At 61.8% G+C, this 16,648-nt stretch carries 17 protein-coding genes and 1 tRNA gene; 11 read left to right on the plus strand and 7 right to left on the minus strand.

All coding sequences use genetic code 11. From position 1 onward, the window contains the following. The first annotated feature begins 213 nt into the window (after window positions 1-213). Window positions 214-1,746: a peptidoglycan DD-metalloendopeptidase family protein gene (locus NKI70_RS21150; protein WP_352587890.1), complete on the plus strand. Its 1,533-nt coding sequence runs from the start codon at window positions 214-216 to the stop codon at window positions 1,744-1,746. Between the two features lie 96 nt (window positions 1,747-1,842). Here the strand turns inward: NKI70_RS21150 and NKI70_RS21155 are convergent, their stop codons facing one another. After that, window positions 1,843-2,718, minus strand: a complete 876-nt coding sequence (locus tag NKI70_RS21155) for an ATP-binding protein (protein WP_352587892.1) — start codon at window positions 2,716-2,718, stop codon at window positions 1,843-1,845. Window positions 2,719-3,010: 292 nt separating this feature from the next. Between NKI70_RS21155 and yajC the strand changes: the two genes are divergently transcribed. The 5 genes from yajC to NKI70_RS21185 all read left to right on the plus strand — a co-directional run bounded on the left by yajC (window position 3,011) and on the right by NKI70_RS21185 (window position 8,534). Continuing rightward, on the plus strand, window positions 3,011-3,352 hold the full coding sequence (gene yajC, locus NKI70_RS21160) for a preprotein translocase subunit YajC (protein WP_352588014.1): 342 nt from the start codon (window positions 3,011-3,013) through the stop codon (window positions 3,350-3,352). A gap of 55 nt (window positions 3,353-3,407) precedes the next feature. Further along, window positions 3,408-4,508: a SecDF P1 head subdomain-containing protein gene (locus tag NKI70_RS21165; protein ID WP_352587894.1), complete on the plus strand. Its 1,101-nt coding sequence runs from the start codon at window positions 3,408-3,410 to the stop codon at window positions 4,506-4,508. Window positions 4,509-4,693: 185 nt separating this feature from the next. Continuing rightward, window positions 4,694-7,246 (plus strand): protein translocase subunit SecDF, encoded by a 2,553-nt coding sequence (gene secDF, locus NKI70_RS21175; RefSeq protein WP_352618273.1) that lies wholly within the window; start codon window positions 4,694-4,696, stop codon window positions 7,244-7,246. Between the two features lie 45 nt (window positions 7,247-7,291). After that, window positions 7,292-7,681: an Mth938-like domain-containing protein gene (locus tag NKI70_RS21180; protein ID WP_352647784.1), complete on the plus strand. Its 390-nt coding sequence runs from the start codon at window positions 7,292-7,294 to the stop codon at window positions 7,679-7,681. 25 nt (window positions 7,682-7,706) lie between these two features. Continuing rightward, window positions 7,707-8,534 carry a phytoene/squalene synthase family protein gene (locus NKI70_RS21185; RefSeq protein WP_502898927.1) on the plus strand — a complete coding sequence of 276 codons (828 nt, stop codon included), beginning with the start codon at window positions 7,707-7,709 and terminating at the stop codon, window positions 8,532-8,534. Between the two features lie 86 nt (window positions 8,535-8,620). Here the strand turns inward: NKI70_RS21185 and NKI70_RS21190 are convergent, their stop codons facing one another. The 5 genes from NKI70_RS21190 to NKI70_RS21210 all read right to left on the minus strand — a co-directional run bounded on the left by NKI70_RS21190 (window position 8,621) and on the right by NKI70_RS21210 (window position 11,416). Beyond that, the gene (locus NKI70_RS21190) at window positions 8,621-8,953 is read right to left on the minus strand and encodes a type II toxin-antitoxin system RelE/ParE family toxin (protein WP_198023610.1); all 333 of its coding nucleotides are present in this window, start codon (window positions 8,951-8,953) and stop codon (window positions 8,621-8,623) included. Next, on the minus strand, window positions 8,937-9,227 hold the full coding sequence (locus tag NKI70_RS21195) for a type II toxin-antitoxin system ParD family antitoxin (RefSeq protein ID WP_352454489.1): 291 nt from the start codon (window positions 9,225-9,227) through the stop codon (window positions 8,937-8,939). The genes NKI70_RS21190 and NKI70_RS21195 overlap by 17 nt, the downstream gene beginning before the upstream one ends. A gap of 70 nt (window positions 9,228-9,297) precedes the next feature. Then, entirely contained in the window at window positions 9,298-10,707 is a 1,410-nt protein-coding gene (trmFO, locus tag NKI70_RS21200) for a methylenetetrahydrofolate--tRNA-(uracil(54)-C(5))-methyltransferase (FADH(2)-oxidizing) TrmFO (RefSeq protein ID WP_352697797.1), read from the minus strand. A 379-nt stretch (window positions 10,708-11,086) separates the two neighbouring features. Beyond that, a complete protein-coding gene (locus tag NKI70_RS21205; protein ID WP_023678914.1) occupies window positions 11,087-11,227 on the minus strand; it encodes a DUF1127 domain-containing protein in 141 nt (46 codons plus the stop codon). A gap of 48 nt (window positions 11,228-11,275) precedes the next feature. Then, the gene (locus NKI70_RS21210; RefSeq protein WP_023678913.1) at window positions 11,276-11,416 is read right to left on the minus strand and encodes a DUF1127 domain-containing protein; all 141 of its coding nucleotides are present in this window, start codon (window positions 11,414-11,416) and stop codon (window positions 11,276-11,278) included. Window positions 11,417-11,638: 222 nt separating this feature from the next. On the opposite strand from NKI70_RS21210, the gene NKI70_RS21215 reads away from it, so the two are divergent. Both NKI70_RS21215 and NKI70_RS21220 read left to right on the plus strand, forming a co-directional pair. Continuing rightward, window positions 11,639-12,757 (plus strand): DUF2157 domain-containing protein, encoded by a 1,119-nt coding sequence (locus NKI70_RS21215; RefSeq protein WP_352724877.1) that lies wholly within the window; start codon window positions 11,639-11,641, stop codon window positions 12,755-12,757. Then, window positions 12,754-13,338, plus strand: a complete 585-nt coding sequence (locus tag NKI70_RS21220; RefSeq protein ID WP_352587907.1) for a GDYXXLXY domain-containing protein — start codon at window positions 12,754-12,756, stop codon at window positions 13,336-13,338. The genes NKI70_RS21215 and NKI70_RS21220 overlap by 4 nt, the downstream gene beginning before the upstream one ends. A gap of 91 nt (window positions 13,339-13,429) precedes the next feature. Here NKI70_RS21220 and NKI70_RS21225 read toward each other — a convergent pair. Beyond that, a tRNA-Leu gene (locus tag NKI70_RS21225) sits at window positions 13,430-13,514 on the minus strand. 343 nt (window positions 13,515-13,857) lie between these two features. Here NKI70_RS21225 and tig point away from each other — a divergent pair. The 3 genes from tig (at window position 13,858) to NKI70_RS21240 (ending at window position 16,581) form a co-directional block, all read left to right on the plus strand. After that, window positions 13,858-15,333 carry a trigger factor gene (gene tig, locus NKI70_RS21230; RefSeq protein WP_023678910.1) on the plus strand — a complete coding sequence of 492 codons (1,476 nt, stop codon included), beginning with the start codon at window positions 13,858-13,860 and terminating at the stop codon, window positions 15,331-15,333. A 160-nt stretch (window positions 15,334-15,493) separates the two neighbouring features. After that, entirely contained in the window at window positions 15,494-16,015 is a 522-nt protein-coding gene (locus NKI70_RS21235; protein WP_023678909.1) for a hypothetical protein, read from the plus strand. Window positions 16,016-16,227: 212 nt separating this feature from the next. Continuing rightward, on the plus strand, window positions 16,228-16,581 hold the full coding sequence (locus tag NKI70_RS21240) for a c-type cytochrome (RefSeq protein ID WP_502897749.1): 354 nt from the start codon (window positions 16,228-16,230) through the stop codon (window positions 16,579-16,581). The last annotated feature ends 67 nt before the right edge of the window (window positions 16,582-16,648 follow it).

Raw genomic sequence — 16,648 nt, forward strand, 5'->3', positions numbered from 1 at the left:
AGGCCGGTGCTCACGTACCGAAAAAGTACGCACCGCTCCGGTTCTCGGAACCCACCATTTTCGGCTCGGCCTGACCTGAATCTCGACACACCCGGCGCTCGATCCTCGAATATTTTAAGAAAATTTGCGTCTGATTCTACAGGTTTAACCGACCGGTAACATTAACGCGCTTTAATCACACTCAGTTGTACCGGGTCTGTGCGGGTTAGTGCGATGCAATTCAGTGTTTTGAAGGCAAACGGACGCAATCTGGCGCGTGGCTGCGCCGTCCTCATGATCGCAGGCGCTGCGACGGGGTGTAGTTCCCAGGTGGCGCGGTTCAACAGCGTCGATGACGTGTTCACCGCCTCGACCAACAACCAGCGCGCCATCATCGACAAGCAGGATGCTGCCCAGCCTTATCCGGGCGATGTTGCGGCCGCGCCGATCGACGGCAGCCACACCCAGTCGGTCAGCCGCTCAAGCCTCGAACCGGTTACGGCGCAGCAGTTGCCACCGCCGGCTCCCGCCCTGGCACCCGCCGCCCGCCCGGTGCGTACCGCTGCCGCGCCGGCGATGGCGCCTGCCGCTCCTCGTGTCGACAGGACGGCAACCGGCACCGTCGCTCCGGCGGCAAGGCCGTTCAAGAACGCCGAGCCCGACGCGCCGCGCATGGCGACGGCCGCCGGCGCACCGCATGCAGCCGAGATCGTCGTCAAGGACGGCGAGACCATTTCCGGCCTGTCGCGGCGCTACGGCGTGCCGGCCGATGCCATCATGAAAGTCAACGGGCTGAGCGCGACCAAGGGGCTGAAGACCGGCCAGAAGCTCGTCATCCCGGCCTATGCGTATTCGAGCAACGGCGCCACGCCGAAAGTCGCCGACGCCAAGCCCGCGAACGGCACCAGGCACGACCAGCCGGCCGACGCGCCGGAGAAGGTGGCCGTGCTGCCGCAGCAGCCGAAGCTCAGGGAAGGCAAGTCTGCCGCGCAGGTGGACGCCTCGGCTGCCGCAAGCCAGCCGAAGGATGGAAAGACCGCGCCCAAAGTGGCTTCGGCGACGGCCAAGCCAGCCGGTGCCGGCGGCACCTACACGGTTCAGCAAGGCGATACGCTGTCGGCCATCGCCAGAAAGACCGGCGTCGGCATCGTCGCGTTGAAGCAGGCGAACGGCATGCAGGATGGACTGCTCAAGATCGGCCAGACCCTGAAAGTGCCGGCAGGCGGAACCGCTGTCGTCGCCAGTGCGAAGCCGGCAAAGGTCGATCCGGTGACGACGGCCACCACCCAGCCGCCTGCCAAGGCCACGCCGACGCAGACGCTCGCCTCCTACACGCCGCCAAAGAAGGACGCGAAAGTCATCCAGCAGGCCGAGGACGACGATGCGGTGGCGCCGGACGCAACCGGCATCGGCAAGATGCGCTGGCCGGTGCGCGGCCGCGTGATCTCAAGCTTCGGCGGCGGCAAGGACGGCGTCGACATTGCCGTGCCCGAGGGGACGCCGGTCAAGGCAGCTGAGAACGGCGTCGTCATCTATGCCGGTGACGGCCTCAAGGAATTCGGCAACACGGTGCTGGTGCGGCACGAAAACGGTCTGGTCACCGTCTACGGCCACGCCAGCTCGATCGAGGTGCAGCGCGGCCAGAAGGTCAAGCGCGGCCAGGAAATCGCCCTGTCCGGCATGAGCGGCACCACCGACTCGCCGAAACTGCATTTCGAAGTGCGCAAGAACTCGGCGCCGGTCGATCCTTCGACCTATCTCGAATAGAAGACGGAAGCGATTTGCGGGCCACTTGACCTTCAGCCCGCCGAGGAAGTCCGCTCCGCAAGGTGCGGGCTTCCTCTGCTGTTAGTCCTTGAGCGGCTAATCCTTCAGCGATTTGCCGAGCCGGCCTGCCAGATCCTGGGTGAACTGCCAGGCGACGCGGCCCGAACGGCTGCCGCGCGTCGTCGCCCATTCCAGCGCCTCGGCGCGCAGCGTCTCGGGATCGATGGCGAGATCGTGATGGCGGACATAGCCGTCGATCATGTCGAGATATTCGTCCTGCGAACATTTGTGGAAGCCAAGCCACAGGCCGAAACGGTCCGACAGCGAAACCTTTTCCTCGACCGCTTCGGACGGATTGATCGCCGTCGAGCGCTCATTGTCGATCATGTCGCGCGGCAACAGATGCCGCCGGTTCGAGGTGGCGTAGAAGATGACGTTGGCCGGGCGGCCCTCGACGCCGCCTTCAAGAGCTGCCTTCAGCGATTTATAGGACGTGTCGTCGTGGTCGAATGACAGGTCGTCGCAAAACAGGATGAAGCGGAAGGGTGCCGCCTTCAGCAGTCCCATCAGCTTCGGCAGCGTGTCGATGTCTTCGCGATGGATCTCGATAAGCTTGAGCGGCAGGTCGAGCTTGGCCGAAGCGTTGACCGCGGCGTGCACCGCCTTGACCAGCGACGATTTGCCCATGCCGCGCGCGCCCCACAACAGCACGTTGTTGGCAGCATAGCCTGAGGCGAAGCGCTCGGTGTTGTCGACCAATATGTCGCGGACGCGGTCGACGCCGCGGATCAGGCCGATGTCGACGCGGTTGACCTTGCGCACCGGCTCCAGATAGCCGGGATCGGCCTGCCAGACGAAGCAATCGGCCTCGCCGAGGTCGGTTTGCGGCACCGGCGGCGGGGCGAGGCGGGCGACCGCCTCGATCAGGCGGTCGAGCTTCTGGCTCAGGATATCGATGGTACTGTCGGTCATCTCTTGTCTTTTTTGTTTCGCTTTCAGGATGGTGCGGCAGGCCAACCTACCTGATTTCAGCGGTTTCGAAACTCGTCCCAAGCATTTGTTCGGGCATGATCTTTTGCGGAAACCGAGCGTCGCTTTTGGGGATCACCCTCTAACACGGCTCACCAGGCCGGAAAAGCAGCCGATTTGCCCGGCCGCGCAGTTGCATTGGCAACGTTACCGACTATATTCCGGCCAAATTTGGCGGGGCCGTCAAATTCCCAGAACGGTTTGGCGGCTGTTTTTAAAATTCAGGAGTACCTCGATGTTCGTGACACCGGCATACGCCCAAGGCATCGGCGGGGACTCGTCCGCAATGTTTATCCAGATCGTGCCGTTTGCTCTGATTTTCGTGATCATGTATTTTCTGATCATCCGGCCGCAGCGCACGCAGCTAAAGAAGCGCGGCGAGATGCTGGCGGCGGTTCGTCGCGGCGATACCGTTGTCACCGGCGGCGGCTTGGTCGGCAAGGTGACCAAGGTGATCGACGATAACGAGCTCGAGGTCGACCTTGGCGGCGGCACCAAGGTGACGGCGCTGCGCTCGACGATCGCCGACGTGCGCGTCAAGGGCGAGCCGGTGGCGAACCAGAACGCCAAGAAATAAAGCTCAGGAGATAACCGGGTCTTCGGGCGGCACGATCCGCAACGGGCAACGCCATATGTGGTTTTCGCGCCTTACCAAGATTCTTATCTGGCTGGCTGTTGCCGGCATGGTGGTCTTGGGCGTGATGCTTGGCGCGCGCGCTATGAAGCCGGACGGTACGCTCGTCGACCTTCTTGCCTGGCTGCCGAAGCGGCAGGCGAGTTTCGACCGGCAAGGTGGTTGGCAGATTCTGCTTGAGGTGGATAAGGAGGATCTGATCAAGAACCGGCTGGAGACGGTGCGCAATGACGTTCGCTCGCTGCTGCGCGATGCCAGGATCGGCTATACGGGCCTTGCTGGATGGGGTCGCGAGGTCAAGGTCCGCATTTCGGATCCGGCTCAGATCGATGCCGCCAAAACAGCCCTGAAAATATTCACCGATCCGGTTGCCGGGACGAACCCAGTCGAGGAGATCGCGCTTGATGAGCCGGAACCCGGATTGCTCAGCCTCACAATAACGGATGCTGGCGTCAGGCTTCGGACATTGATGGCGCTGGTGCCGTCGATGGAAGTCGTCAAACTCCGGGTTAGCGAGAGTGGCGCTTTCGAACCGATCGTGCAGCAGCAAGGCGATGACCAAATACTGGTTCGGGTGCCCGGCTTGCGGACCCCAGTCCGGTTCAAGGACATTCTCGGACGGACTGGCAAGTTGACATTTCAAATGGTCGATACGTCGTGGCCTGTGCAGGATGCGCTCAACAACCGGGCGCCGCGAGGCTCTTCGGTGCTCTATTCGCAGGACGATCCGCCGATTCCCTATCTGGTCGAAGATCGTGTGATTGTTTCCGGTGACAACATCGTCGATGCCCGGGCGACCTACAATTCGGCCATGAATGAGCCGGTTGTATCGTTCAATTTCGATTCCAAGGGTACAACGCGTTTTGCTCAAGCGACCTCACAGAATGTCGGCAAGCAGTTTGCAATGATCCTCGACAGTCAGGTGCTTTCGGCGCCAGTTATCCGCGAGCCGATCCTTGGCGGCTCCGGCCAGATATCAGGCAACTTCACCAATGAGAGCGCCAAAGAACTTGCCCTGCTTTTGCGTTCTGGTCCGTTGCCGGCAAGACTGAAAATAGTTGAAGAACGCACTATAGCGCCTGGCGGCGGGCAGAATTAGAATAGGGCAGGAGATCAGCCAATTACGTCGGAACCGATCCCGGCGGCGGCGCCAAATTGACTGCACCGCGCTCGACAATTGACGATGTGCAGGTTAAGGGCGAGCCGGTGGCGAACCAGAACGCCAAGAAATAACCGAATTGTCGGCGGAACGATCCGCCAGTACGCCCTGACGGACGACGCCATATGCTCTATTTTTCGCGCTTCAAGATGATCCTGATCTGGCTGGCCGTGGCCGCCACAGTGGTCCTCGCTGCGCCCAACCTTTTTTCCGCCAGCACGCTGGCCAAGCTGCCCGACTGGGTGCCGAAGCGGCAGATGACGCTCGGCCTCGACCTGCAGGGCGGCTCGCACATCCTGCTCAGGATGGATCCGAACGATCTGATCAAGGACCAGCTGGAGACGACGCGCGACGAAATTCGAACGCTGCTGCGCAATGCCAAGGTCGGCTATACCGGCCTTTCCGGATCGGGCCGCAGCGTTCAGGTCCGCATCACCGATGCCAATCAGGTCGATGCCGCCAAGAATGCGTTGAAGACATTAACCGATCCGGTGCAAGCTGGCCTGTTCAGCGGCGGCTCCATCCGGGAGATGACGCTGGATGAATCCCAGCCCGGCCTGCTGAAGTTCACCGTCACCGATGCCGGCATCAAATACCGCACCTCGGCGGCGCTGACGCAGTCGATCGAGGTCGTCGGTCGCCGCGTCAACGAGCTCGGCACCACCGAGCCGATCGTGCAAAGGCAGGGCGACGATCGCGTTCTGGTCCAGGTGCCGGGCCTGCAGGATCCGCAGCGGCTGAAGGAGATCCTCGGCCAGACCGCCAAGCTGACCTTCCAGATGGTCGACCAGTCGATGCCGGTGCAGGATGCGCTCAAGGGCCGCCCGCCGGCGGGGTCCTCGGTGCTCTATTCGCAGGACGATCCGCCCGTTCCCTATCTGATCGAGAACCGCGTCATCGTCTCGGGTGAAGACCTCGACAAAGCGAGTGCGACCTATAACTCCCAGACCAACGAGCCGGTGGTTTCGTTCACCTTCAATTCCAGGGGAGCGACGCGGTTCGGCCAGGCGACATCGCAGAATGTCGGCAAGCTGTTCGCCATCATCCTCGACAATCAGGTGATTTCGGCGCCGCAGATCCGCGAACCGATCCTTGGCGGCAGCGGCCAAATCTCGGGCAATTTTACTGCCGAGAGCGCCAACGACCTCGCCGTGCTGCTGCGTGCCGGCGCTTTGCCGGCGACGCTGACTGTGATCGAGGAGCGCACCGTGGGGCCTGGTCTCGGCCAGGATTCCATCCATGCCGGCAAGGTCGCGGGTATCATCGGGTCAATCCTGGTGGTGGCGTTCATGTTCGTCGCCTACGGTTTCCTCGGCTTCCTCGCCAATATCGCGCTGGCGGTGCATGTTGCGATGATCGTCGGGCTGCTGTCGCTGCTTGGAGCGACGCTGACCCTACCTGGTATCGCCGGTATCGTGCTGACCATCGGCATGGCGGTCGATTCGAACGTCCTCATCTATGAACGCATCCGCGAGGAGCGACGTGCCGGCCGCTCGGTCATTCAGGCGATCGATACCGGTTTCAGCAAGGCGCTGGCGACCATCGTCGATTCCAACGTGACCTCGCTGATCGCAACCGTGGTGCTGTTCTGGCTCGGAACCGGGCCGGTGAAGGGCTTTGCCGTCACCTATGCCATCGGCATCCTGACCACGGTCTTCACCGCCTTCACCTTCACCCGCCTGCTGGTGTCGATCTGGCTTCGCCGGGCCCGTCCGAAGGAGTTGCCGCGCGCGCCGGTGACCTTCATTCCGCCGGGAACGAAAATTCCGTTCATGGGCATCCGCCGCTGGACGTTCACACTGTCCAGCGTGCTTTCGGTGCTGTCGGTCATCGGCTTCATGACCATCGACATCAATTACGGCATCGATTTCAAGGGCGGCTCACTGATCGAGGTGCAGTCCAAGGCCGGCAATGCCGATCTGGCCGACATCCGCGGCAGGCTGACGGAACTTAATATCGGCGAGGTGCAGGTTCAGCAGTTCGGCGAGCCGAACGACGTGTTGATCCGCGTCGGTACGCAGGAGGGCGGCGAGAACGCCGAGCAGACCGTCATCGACAAGGTGCGCGGCGAGCTGCAGGACCAGTATGATTTCCGCCGCGTCGAAGTGGTCGGGCCAACGGTCTCAGGCGAGCTTGCCAAGCAAGGCACCATTGCCATGCTGGTCGCGCTGCTCGGCATCCTGATCTATGTCTGGTTCCGCTTCGAATGGCAGTTCGCGGTCGGCGCCATCGTTGCGACCGTTCACGACGTGGTCATGACGATCGGCTTCTTCGTCATCACCGGCCTCGAATTCAACCAGTCGTCGCTGGCGGCGATTCTCACCATCATCGGTTATTCGCTCAACGATACGATCGTCGTCTATGACCGCGTTCGCGAGGATCTGCGAAAATATAAGCGAATGCCGCTGCCGCAACTGCTGAACAACGCCATCAACGAGACGCTGTCGAGGACGACGCTGACCTCGGTGACGACGATCCTGGCGCTGCTGGCGCTGGTGCTGTTCGGCGGCGAGGTGATCCGCTCGTTCACCATGGCGATGCTGTTCGGCGTCGTGTTCGGCACCTATTCGTCGATCTTTATCGCCGCGCCGCTGCTTATCCTGTTCAAGTTGCGGCCGCAGGCCACAGCGTCGGACGAGGAAAAGCCGGTGGGCGGCGGCAAAGCCATAGCCACCTGACGGCCTGCCGCACGGCTTGCCGCGCCAGTTAGAATCGGACCACTAGTGGCCAAAGGCATCGTCATCCGCGAGGCGCATTTCCCCGGCCGCGCGCCGATCGAAGCTTACGGCAATGGCGGCTTCCGCTTTGCCGATATGTCGCATCGCGGCTCGTTGCTGTGCCTGCCTTCGGGCATCTATGGCTGGGAACCGGCCGATCCGCTGGCGCTGACGGCGGCGGATTTCACCAAGCTGTTTGACGAGGCCGCCAAGGTCGAGATCCTGCTGGTCGGCAGCGGCAAGGATCTGAGGCCGTTGCCGACCGCGCTGCGTGCCGCGCTGAAGGACGCCGGCATTTCCGCCGATCCGATGTCGACCGGGGCGGCTGTGCGGACCTACAATGTGCTGCTGGCGGAAAACCGCGCCGTGGCCGCAGCACTCATCGCCGTCGACTGACGTGGCCGAAAACACCAAAGTCGCCATGGAGACGGTGCGCGCCGCCGATCATGACCGCTATCTGACCGCGCTCTACGCGCCCGAAGACAAGCGGGACGCGCTGTTTTCGCTCTATGCCTTCAACACCGAAATTGCCGGCATACGCGATCGCATCCGCGAAGCGCTGCCGGGCGAGGTGCGGCTGCAATGGTGGCGAGACGTCATCGCCGCCGAAGAGGATCCGACTAAGGTCGGCCATCCCGTGGCGGACGCGCTGAGGGCGACTATTTCCGCTCACCGCCTGCCCAAGGCCGCTTTCGACAATATGCTCGAAGCGCGCATCTTCGATCTCTATGACGACCCGATGCCGTCGCGCACCGACCTCGAAGGCTATTGCGGCGAGACTGCCGCCGCGCTCATCCAGCTTGCGGCGATCGTGCTCGATCCGGTCGAAGCACCACGCTTTGCCGAACTTGCCGGCAGGGCAGGTTGTGCGCAGGCGATGACCGGTCTCCTGCTTCTGCTGCCGCTGCATCGCAAGCGGGGACAGTGCTTTGTCCCGGCCGATATTTTGGCGGCGGCGGGATCCTCGCCGCAAGAATTCGTTACGGGCAACGGCGGGCCGGGCGCGGAACGCGCCGTTGCCGCGATGATCGCTCTGGCACGGGAGCATCTTTCCGCCTTCGAGTGGGGAGCGTCCGCTTTACCGGTTTCATTGCGCCCGGCCTTTCTGCCGCTGGCTCTGTCGGGCGCCTATCTCGACAAGATGGAGACTGCCCGCCGCCCGCCTCTCAAGGATATGGCTCGGCTCTCCATCCTGCGCCGGCATTGGCTTTTGTTCCGGCGAGCGACGCGAGGCTGGCCGGCCGCATGAATGCTGATGACCAATGAGGAAGTCCGGGGAGGCCGCCAAGCCTGGACTGCAGGCGGCGAGCATTGCCCCGGCCGAGTAGTTTTTCATCACGATGGATTACTCGATCCGCCATCGCGCATCAGCGTCTCATAATCGCGACCGCCGTAGAAGATGTTGACGATGCGAACAAGATCGTCGCTGACAACATAGGCGATAATAGCCGAGTGCTCGAACGGCACCGTTCGCAACCCTGGTGCAATGTCATCGCGCGGCCGGCCGCCACGCGGTGCATTGCCGATGCTTCGGCAGCGATCTTCGATTCGAAGCACGAATTTCAGCGCTATGTCCGGATTTCCGCCGGCCTCGATGATGTGCTTGAAAATGTCAGCCAAATCGTTTCTGGCGGTTTCACGGTAGTCGACCTCAAGCCGCTGAATCATCAGCGCGGCCTGAATACCGAGCAAACAGTCCTCGGAGATGATCGCGCACCTCTTCTCCGGTATAGCCAGGCCTCGTATCCTCGATCGACGCCTTTACACGCGCCCTGATCGAGGCCATGCGCTCGGCATGTTCTTCCTCCTCGCGCTGGAAGGCGCGAAGCGCTGCGCGGATGACTTCGCTGGCCGAACCGAAGGAGCCGTCTTCAACCTTTTCGCGGATCATACGCGCCATGGCGGGCGTTACGGTGATTGACAGTTTCTCAGCGGATTCCATGGAATTTGGCCTCGCGATACAAAGTAGGATGTTATCCTACTTCTGCGCCGCGCAATCCGCAAGCAGGGAGCTACTCCGCCGCTTCGGCCTGGGAAGGCAGCCCCAGCCATTCGCGGCAGTCGGCGAGCGCGCGCGACGTCACGGCGTGCCGCTTGGCGACCGTCTTGTCCTTGCCGCGCAGCCGCTTGCCTTCGATCTTCGGCGCGTCCACCGGCGGGAACAGGCCGAAATTGACGTTCATCGGCTGGAAGGAGTGCTTTCCCGGCTCGTCGTCGGAGACAATATGGCCACCGGTGATATGGTTGAGCAAGGCGCCGAAGGCGGTGGTCAAGGGCGGCAGCGACGGCGCATGGCCAAGCCTTTCGGCGGCCGCGAAACGTCCGGCAAGCAGGCCGATGGCGGCGCTCTCGACATAGCCCTCGCAGCCGGTGATCTGGCCGGCAAAACGCAAGCCGGGCCGCGATTTCAACTGCAGCGACGCATCGAGCAGCGTCGGCGAATTGATGTAGGTGTTGCGGTGCAGGCCGCCTAGGCGGGCAAATTCGGCGTTTTCCAGCCCGGGGATGGTGCGGAATATGCGCACCTGCTCGGCATGCTTCAGCTTGGTCTGGAAGCCGACCATGTTGTAGAGCGTGCCCAGTGCGTTGTCCTGGCGAAGCTGGACGACGGCATAGGCCTTTACAGACGGATTGTGTGCATTGGTCAGCCCCATCGGCTTCATCGGCCCGTAGCGCAATGTCTCGACGCCGCGCTCGGCCATCACCTCGATCGGCAGGCAGCCGTCGAAATAGGGCGTGCCTTCCCACTGCTTGAATTCGGTTTTCTGGCCGTTGACCAGCGCCTGGATGAAGGCAAGGTACTGCTCCTTGTCCATCGGGCAGTTGATGTAGTCCTTGCCGGTGCCGCCGGGACCGACCTTGTCGTAGCGCGACTGGAACCAGCAGATATCCATGTCGATCGTGTCGAAATGGACGATCGGGGCGATGGCATCGAAAAAGGCGAGCGCGTCGGCGCCGGTTGCGTCCGCAATCGACTGGGCGAGCGACGGCGCCGTCAGCGGGCCGGTGGCAACGATCGCCTGGTCCCAGTCCGCCGGCGGCAGGCCGGGCAATTCCTCACGCTGGATGGTGATGAGCGGGTGGGCTTCGAGCTTTCTGGTCACCGCTTCGGAAAATCCGTCGCGGTCGACGGCCAGCGCACCGCCGGCCGGCACCTGATGCGCGTCGCCGGCGCTCATGATCAGCGAACCGGCCAGCCGCATTTCGGCGTGCAGCAGGCCGACGGCATTGGTTTGCGCATCGTCGGAGCGGAAGGAATTGGAACAGACGAGCTCGGCCAGCCCGTCGGTCTTGTGCGCATCGGTGCCGCGGACGGGACGCATTTCATGAAGGACAACGGGAACGCCGGCTTCGGCCGCCTGCCAGGCGGCTTCCGAGCCGGCAAGTCCGCCGCCGATAACGTGAATGGGGTTCTTGTCCATGAGCGCCGAAATAGTCGCTTGGCGCGAGGATTGCAATTGCCAGGGATCGCACCGCAAGTGGGCTGCCTAGGAAAGACCGCCCAAAACAACAACACCCGCCGAGGGAGGAGATCCGGCGGGTGTCGTTTTGTTGGTCGATCCTCGGGAGGAGGTGAAGATCGACCGTATTCGTCATTGCCGGGGAGGAGGTCGGCTTTAACGAAATTCTTTTCGCCATTTGAAGGGCGCGAAACCCTTTTAGAAACAACCTGGAAACAGCGCCCGCCGGGGGAGGAGGTCCGGCGGGCGCCGTTTTTGTGGTCAACCCTCGGGAGGAGGTGAAGGCTGACCGTATCCGTCAGGGTCGGGGAGGAGGTCGACCCTGGCGAAATTCTTGTTGTTAGATCGCCCTGCGAGCGACCATCTTGATCTCGTCGCGGACGATGCCGAGATCGTTGAGCTGGCGATTCGACAGGCGACCCAGCTCGGTAACCGTCTCGCGGTAGACGCGCCAGTTACGATAGTTGCGGATCAGGTTCATTGTCGTTCTCTTTTCAAAACTGGTTCGGACCATTTGCGGCCCGAAGGATTAGACCGCCTTGCGGGCGACGTAGTGAATGTCGCTGCGGCTGATGCCGAGGTCGGTCAGTTCACGGGTGCTCAGGCGGTTCAGCTCGGACACGGTGTCCCTATAGCGGCGCCAGTTGCGATAGTTGCGGATCAGGTTCATGGTAGTCTCGTTTCGTCTTTCTTTCGGATCATTCCGTCTTTGTGTGCACCGTGAAAATAGGTGGGGTTATATCGATTTAAAAGCGCTATTGGTGCATGGCAGCAATGCAAATTGTGCAATGCAGCATTAACGCGCGTCCGGTTTTCCGCCCAGATCGGAAAATGCCGTTAGGTCAAACGCTTGGCCGGACGAGCTAAAAGGACCAAGCAAAGGGGGAGGGGCATGGCGAGCTATTCGTCACGGGTCAGGTCGGATATCGCGCGATGGCAGCAGGCTGGCCTGATCGACGCGCCGACGGCCGATGCGCTGGCGCGCGACGTCGAGGCAAACGAACGCAAATCGCTGAGTTTCGGCTCGATCCTGGCGATGATGGCGGCGCTGCTGTTCGGCGCGGCTATCCTGATCTTTATCGCCGCCAACTGGGAAGTCATCCCGCGGCTGGTGCGGGTCGCGGCACTTTTTGCCGTTATCCTTGCCGGCTATGTCGGCGGCGCGGTGCTGAAGATGCGCGACCATGCGGCGATCGGCGAAGCACTGTGGATCGTCGCGGCAGCAGCGTTCGGCGGATCGATCGCGCTGATCGGCCAGATGTATCATTTGTCGGGCGACGAGGCCTCGGCCTTGATCACCTGGGGCGCCGGCACGGCGCTGGCGGCGGTGGCGCTGCGCTCAAACCCGCTGACCGTCGCTGCCGTCGGCATCGCCGATGCCTGGCTGTTCCTGAGAGGGTTCGACTACTTCCGGCGCACGGAATTTCCGCATCTCTTCGTGGTCATGGCGCTAATTCTGTTCGCCGTTTCGTTCTGGACGCGCAGCCAGGCGGCGCGCCACCTGATCATCCTGTCGCTCCTTTTCTACCTCGTGCTGTTGGCCATGGAATACGACACGCTGCAAGTCGCCATCCCGCTCGTTGCCGCATCGGTGCTGCTTTTTACCGCTGCGATCTTTGCTGCCGGGCCGGTCGAGAGGGTTTTGCAACTCGGCGGCAGGTTGCCCTTGCACGCGCTGATCGGCTTTCTCACCGGCCTGGCGATGATCCAATTCGAACTGGCGGATGAAAGCAGCTACAATAGCGGCTTCGCCATTGCCTCGGCTGTTGCGCTGGCCGGCATCGTCGCGGCGATCGTGCTGGGCGGCCGCGAGAGCCGGGGACTGCGCTGGGTTGCCTATGCGGGCTTCGCCTTCGAACTCGCCATCATCTATGTGGTGATGCTGCAATCAATGCTCGACACGGCAGGCTTCTTCCTTGCGGCGGCGGTGCTTCTCGCCGTTCTTGCTTTCATTATCATCCGCATAGAAAAGCGCATGAACGCCTCGAACATGACAGGAGCGGCGGCATGATGACCGGCAAAAGACTGATCATCTCGGCGCTGGTCCTGGCGCTCGTCCAGATCGGCTTTCTGAGCTGGATCATCGCCGGACGCGCGGCGATCCTGCGCGATGGCAAGCAGGTCCTGCTCAGGGTCGAGCCGATCGATCCGCGCGATCTCTTGCGCGGTGACTACATTCTGCTCGGCTACGATATTTCGCGCATACCGGTGAAGCTGATCGGCAACATTCCGGCCGGCAAGCTTTCCAGCGAGGAAACGTCGATCGTGGTCAGGCTGAAGCAGGGCGCCGACGGCTATTGGGGGCCGACCGCGGCTTGGTTCGGGCAAGCGCCGGCGCCGGCAGCATCCGATGAAGCCGATATCGTCGGACACGTCTCCGAGGGCTGGAATATCAGCCAGGGAGCAACGACGATCGCGCCGGATTACGGCATCGAGCGCTTCTATCTGCCGGAAGGCGAGGGGATGGCGATCCAGAACGACATGCGGGTGCGGCCGTTCGGCATCCGGGTGGCGATTGCGGCCAACGGCACCGCGCAGATCAAGGCGCTGGTGGACGGCGACAAGACACTGTTCGAGGAGCCGCTTTACTAGATCGCGCTACGGCCTTGGCAATGATCCTCCTTCGCCAAGGCTTTGGAGGAGCTTCGAGTGGCCTGCCACCCGAAGCTCGAAGAGCGAAGGATGGTGCGGATGAAGGGACTCGAACCCCCACGCCTTTCGGCACTGGAACCTAAATCCAGGGCGTCTACCAATTCCGCCACATCCGCATTGCCCGGCCAATCCCATGTAGCCATCATTCTGTCAATGTCAGAGCCCACATCGGCATCATTGGCCGGAATGCAAAGATGGTTGAAAATCGGCCGCGCCTGTGACAAAAGGCGTGTCGAATGTGACGGGACGCGACGATCCGCTTCTGCAGAATGTGATAAGAAGTAGGAAAAACAAAGACTTATTCACATTTTGGAGCGTATTTCTGGAGGATTTGTGCCGCGTTGAGCGGACAGATCGCCAAGTCCCGCACCAAAAGCCATTCCCGGCAAGATCATACCGGCAGGCTGTAAACGGCAGGGGCCGTTTGACGGCCTCATTGGTGGAAACAAAGGTTTTATGATGCAGGTCACCGAAACGCTCAACTCCGGTCTCAAGCGCGAGATCAAGATCACCGTGCCGGCCGGTGACATGGAAGCCAAGCTGATGGCGCGGCTCTCCGATGCCAGGAACAAGGTCCGCATCAACGGCTTCCGCCCCGGCAAGGTGCCGGTGCAGCATCTGCGCAAGGTCTACGGCAAATCATTCATGGCCGAAGTGGTCAACGAGATTCTCAACGATTCGACCCGTTCGATCATCACCGGGCGCGGCGAAAAGGCCGCCATGCAGCCCGAAGTGATCATGACCGAGGACGAGAAGGAAGCCGAGAAGATCCTGGCAGGCGGTGCCGATTTCGAGTTCCGCCTGAACTATGAGGTCATTCCGCCGATCGAGATCAAGGATTTCTCCGACATCAAGGTGACGCGCCAGGTGTTCGACGTGCCGGATGAAGAGATCGACGAGCAGGTCAAGCGTGTCGCTGAATCCGCCCGCACTTACGAGCCGAAGACAGGCAAGGCCGCCGAGGGCGATCGCGTGACCATCGATTATGTCGGCAAGATCGACGGCGAAGCCTTCGGCGGCGGCGCGGGCACCGATCAGCCGCTGGTGCTCGGCTCGAAGGAATTCATCCCCGGCTTCGAGGACCAGCTGGTCGGCAGCAAGGCCGGCGACGAGAAGCAGGTCACGGTTACCTTCCCGGAAAACTACCAGGCGGCGCATCTGGCCGGCAAGGAAGCCACTTTTGACGTGACGATCAAGGAAGTGTCGAAGCCCGGCGCGCTTGAGATCAACGACGAGATGGCCAAAAATCTCGGCCTTGAATCGCTGGAGCGCCTGCGCGAGGTGGTGCGCGGTCAGATCGAGAACCAGTTCGGCTCGATAACGCGCCAGAAAGTCAAGCGGCAGTTGCTCGACCAGCTCGACGCTGCTTACTCGTTCGAGGCGCCGTCCAAGCTCGTCGAGGCCGAGTTCAACAACATCTGGAACCAGGTCAACCGCGACCTCGAAGCTGCTGGGCGCACCTTTGCCGACGAAGAGACGACGGAAGAAGAAGCGCGTGCAGAATACATGCGGCTTGCCGAGCGCCGCGTGCGTCTCGGCCTGGTTCTCGCCGAAATCGGCGAGAAGGCCGGCGTCACCGTGACGGACGAGGAATTGCAGCGCGGCCTGTTCGAGCAGGTGCGTCGCTATCCGGCCAACCAGCAGCAGGAAGCCTTCGAATTCTATCGCAATAATCCCGAAGCGCTGAACACGTTGCGCGCGCCGATGTTCGAAGAGAAGGTGGTTGACCATCTGCTCGGCCAGATTTCGGTCACCGATGTCAAGGTCAGCAAGGAAGAGCTGCTGGCCGACGACGAGGATACGGAGACAACCAAGGCCAAGCCGGCGAAGAAGGCGGCTGCGAAAAAAGCGGACACCAAGAAGGCCGACGACGACGCTGAAGAGCCGAAGAAAAAGGCCGCGCCGAAGAAGAAGGCCGCCAAGGACGCTGAATAACGTCCCTGCTGAATTCCGAAAGGCCGCCTTCTCGAGGCGGCCTTTTTCGTTGTGGCGCAGACGCAACGGATTTCGCGCATCTGGCGGTCGAGGTAGCGATATGAAGCTTTGATGATTATCTGCGCTGGGTTGCTGACCGCAGCGGTTGTTGGAGGCATCGTTGAGACAGTTCTTCGGTATCGGAAGCGTGGCGGCGGCGTTCCTGCTTGCGTCGGTCTGCGGCATTGCCCAGGCTGATACGGTTCTCGACAACTGGCGGTTCGACAAGAGCAGCGATGGCCTTGTCACCGCCTCGCTTTACGCGACCAACAAGCTCATCACCGGCGGCGGCGCATTGAGCTACAGCCCGGTTTTGACGATCGCCTGCCGGACAGCCGGCGAACCGCGTTGGAGCGAATGGCTGCAGCTGAGCGACACCGTTTCCGCCAGCCGAACCATCGCCATGTCGGTGACTGTTGGCCAATCCGGCAAGCTCAACGAAAGCTGGTCGGTCGGCCCGCGCAGCAGAATGCTGGTCCGCGACGGTGCCGACGGCATCAGGCGACTGATTTCCGCGGACCGGCTGCTGCTGTCCTGGCGGTTCGGGCTGCTGTCGGGGCGCGGCAAAGCCGAGTTTGACCTCACCGGAGTTGAAGAGGCGATCGGCCGGATCGCCGCCAGCTGCAACACCAAATTGCCTTGAGCAGATTGTCCGCATTAAACCTTCGCATGGCCGAACTCTACCTGCCGGCCGGGTTCTGTGGTATGTAGGTGCCGCAACCCCAGGCAGTGGATATCCGTTCTGCCATTCAAGAGCGCATGCCAGCGGACTAAATGTCGGCCTGTGCAGGTCAGCCAGGGCAAATTGGCGATCAGGGAGGAAATGCCATGCGTGCCATTGTGTTTTTTATCACCATGTCCGTCGCCACCGTCATTGCCGGCCCCTCGCGGGCACAGGATGCCGCGGCGGGTGAGAAGGTCTTCGCCAAATGCAAGGTCTGCCATATCGCAGACAAGGACCAGAACAAGGTCGGTCCGTCCTTGAACGGCGTTATCGGCCGAACGGCCGGGACGCATCCGGGGTTCAGCTATTCCAAGGCCATGACCGAGGCCGGCAAGTCCGGCGTCAAATGGGATGAGGCCACGCTGACGACCTACCTTCGCGATCCCAAGGCGATGGTCAAAGGAACCAAGATGGCATTCCCCGGCCTCAAGAAGGACGAGGACGTCGCCAATGTCATTGCTTATCTGAAGCAATTCTCCAAATAGCCCGGCTCTTCCGCCGGATCTTGGTATAGCAAACAGGTCGAGGCAATAGCCTCGGCCGCAATCTGCC

The organism is Mesorhizobium sp. M0500 (assembly GCF_040321165.1).
Taxonomy (GTDB): Bacteria; Pseudomonadota; Alphaproteobacteria; order Rhizobiales; family Rhizobiaceae; genus Mesorhizobium.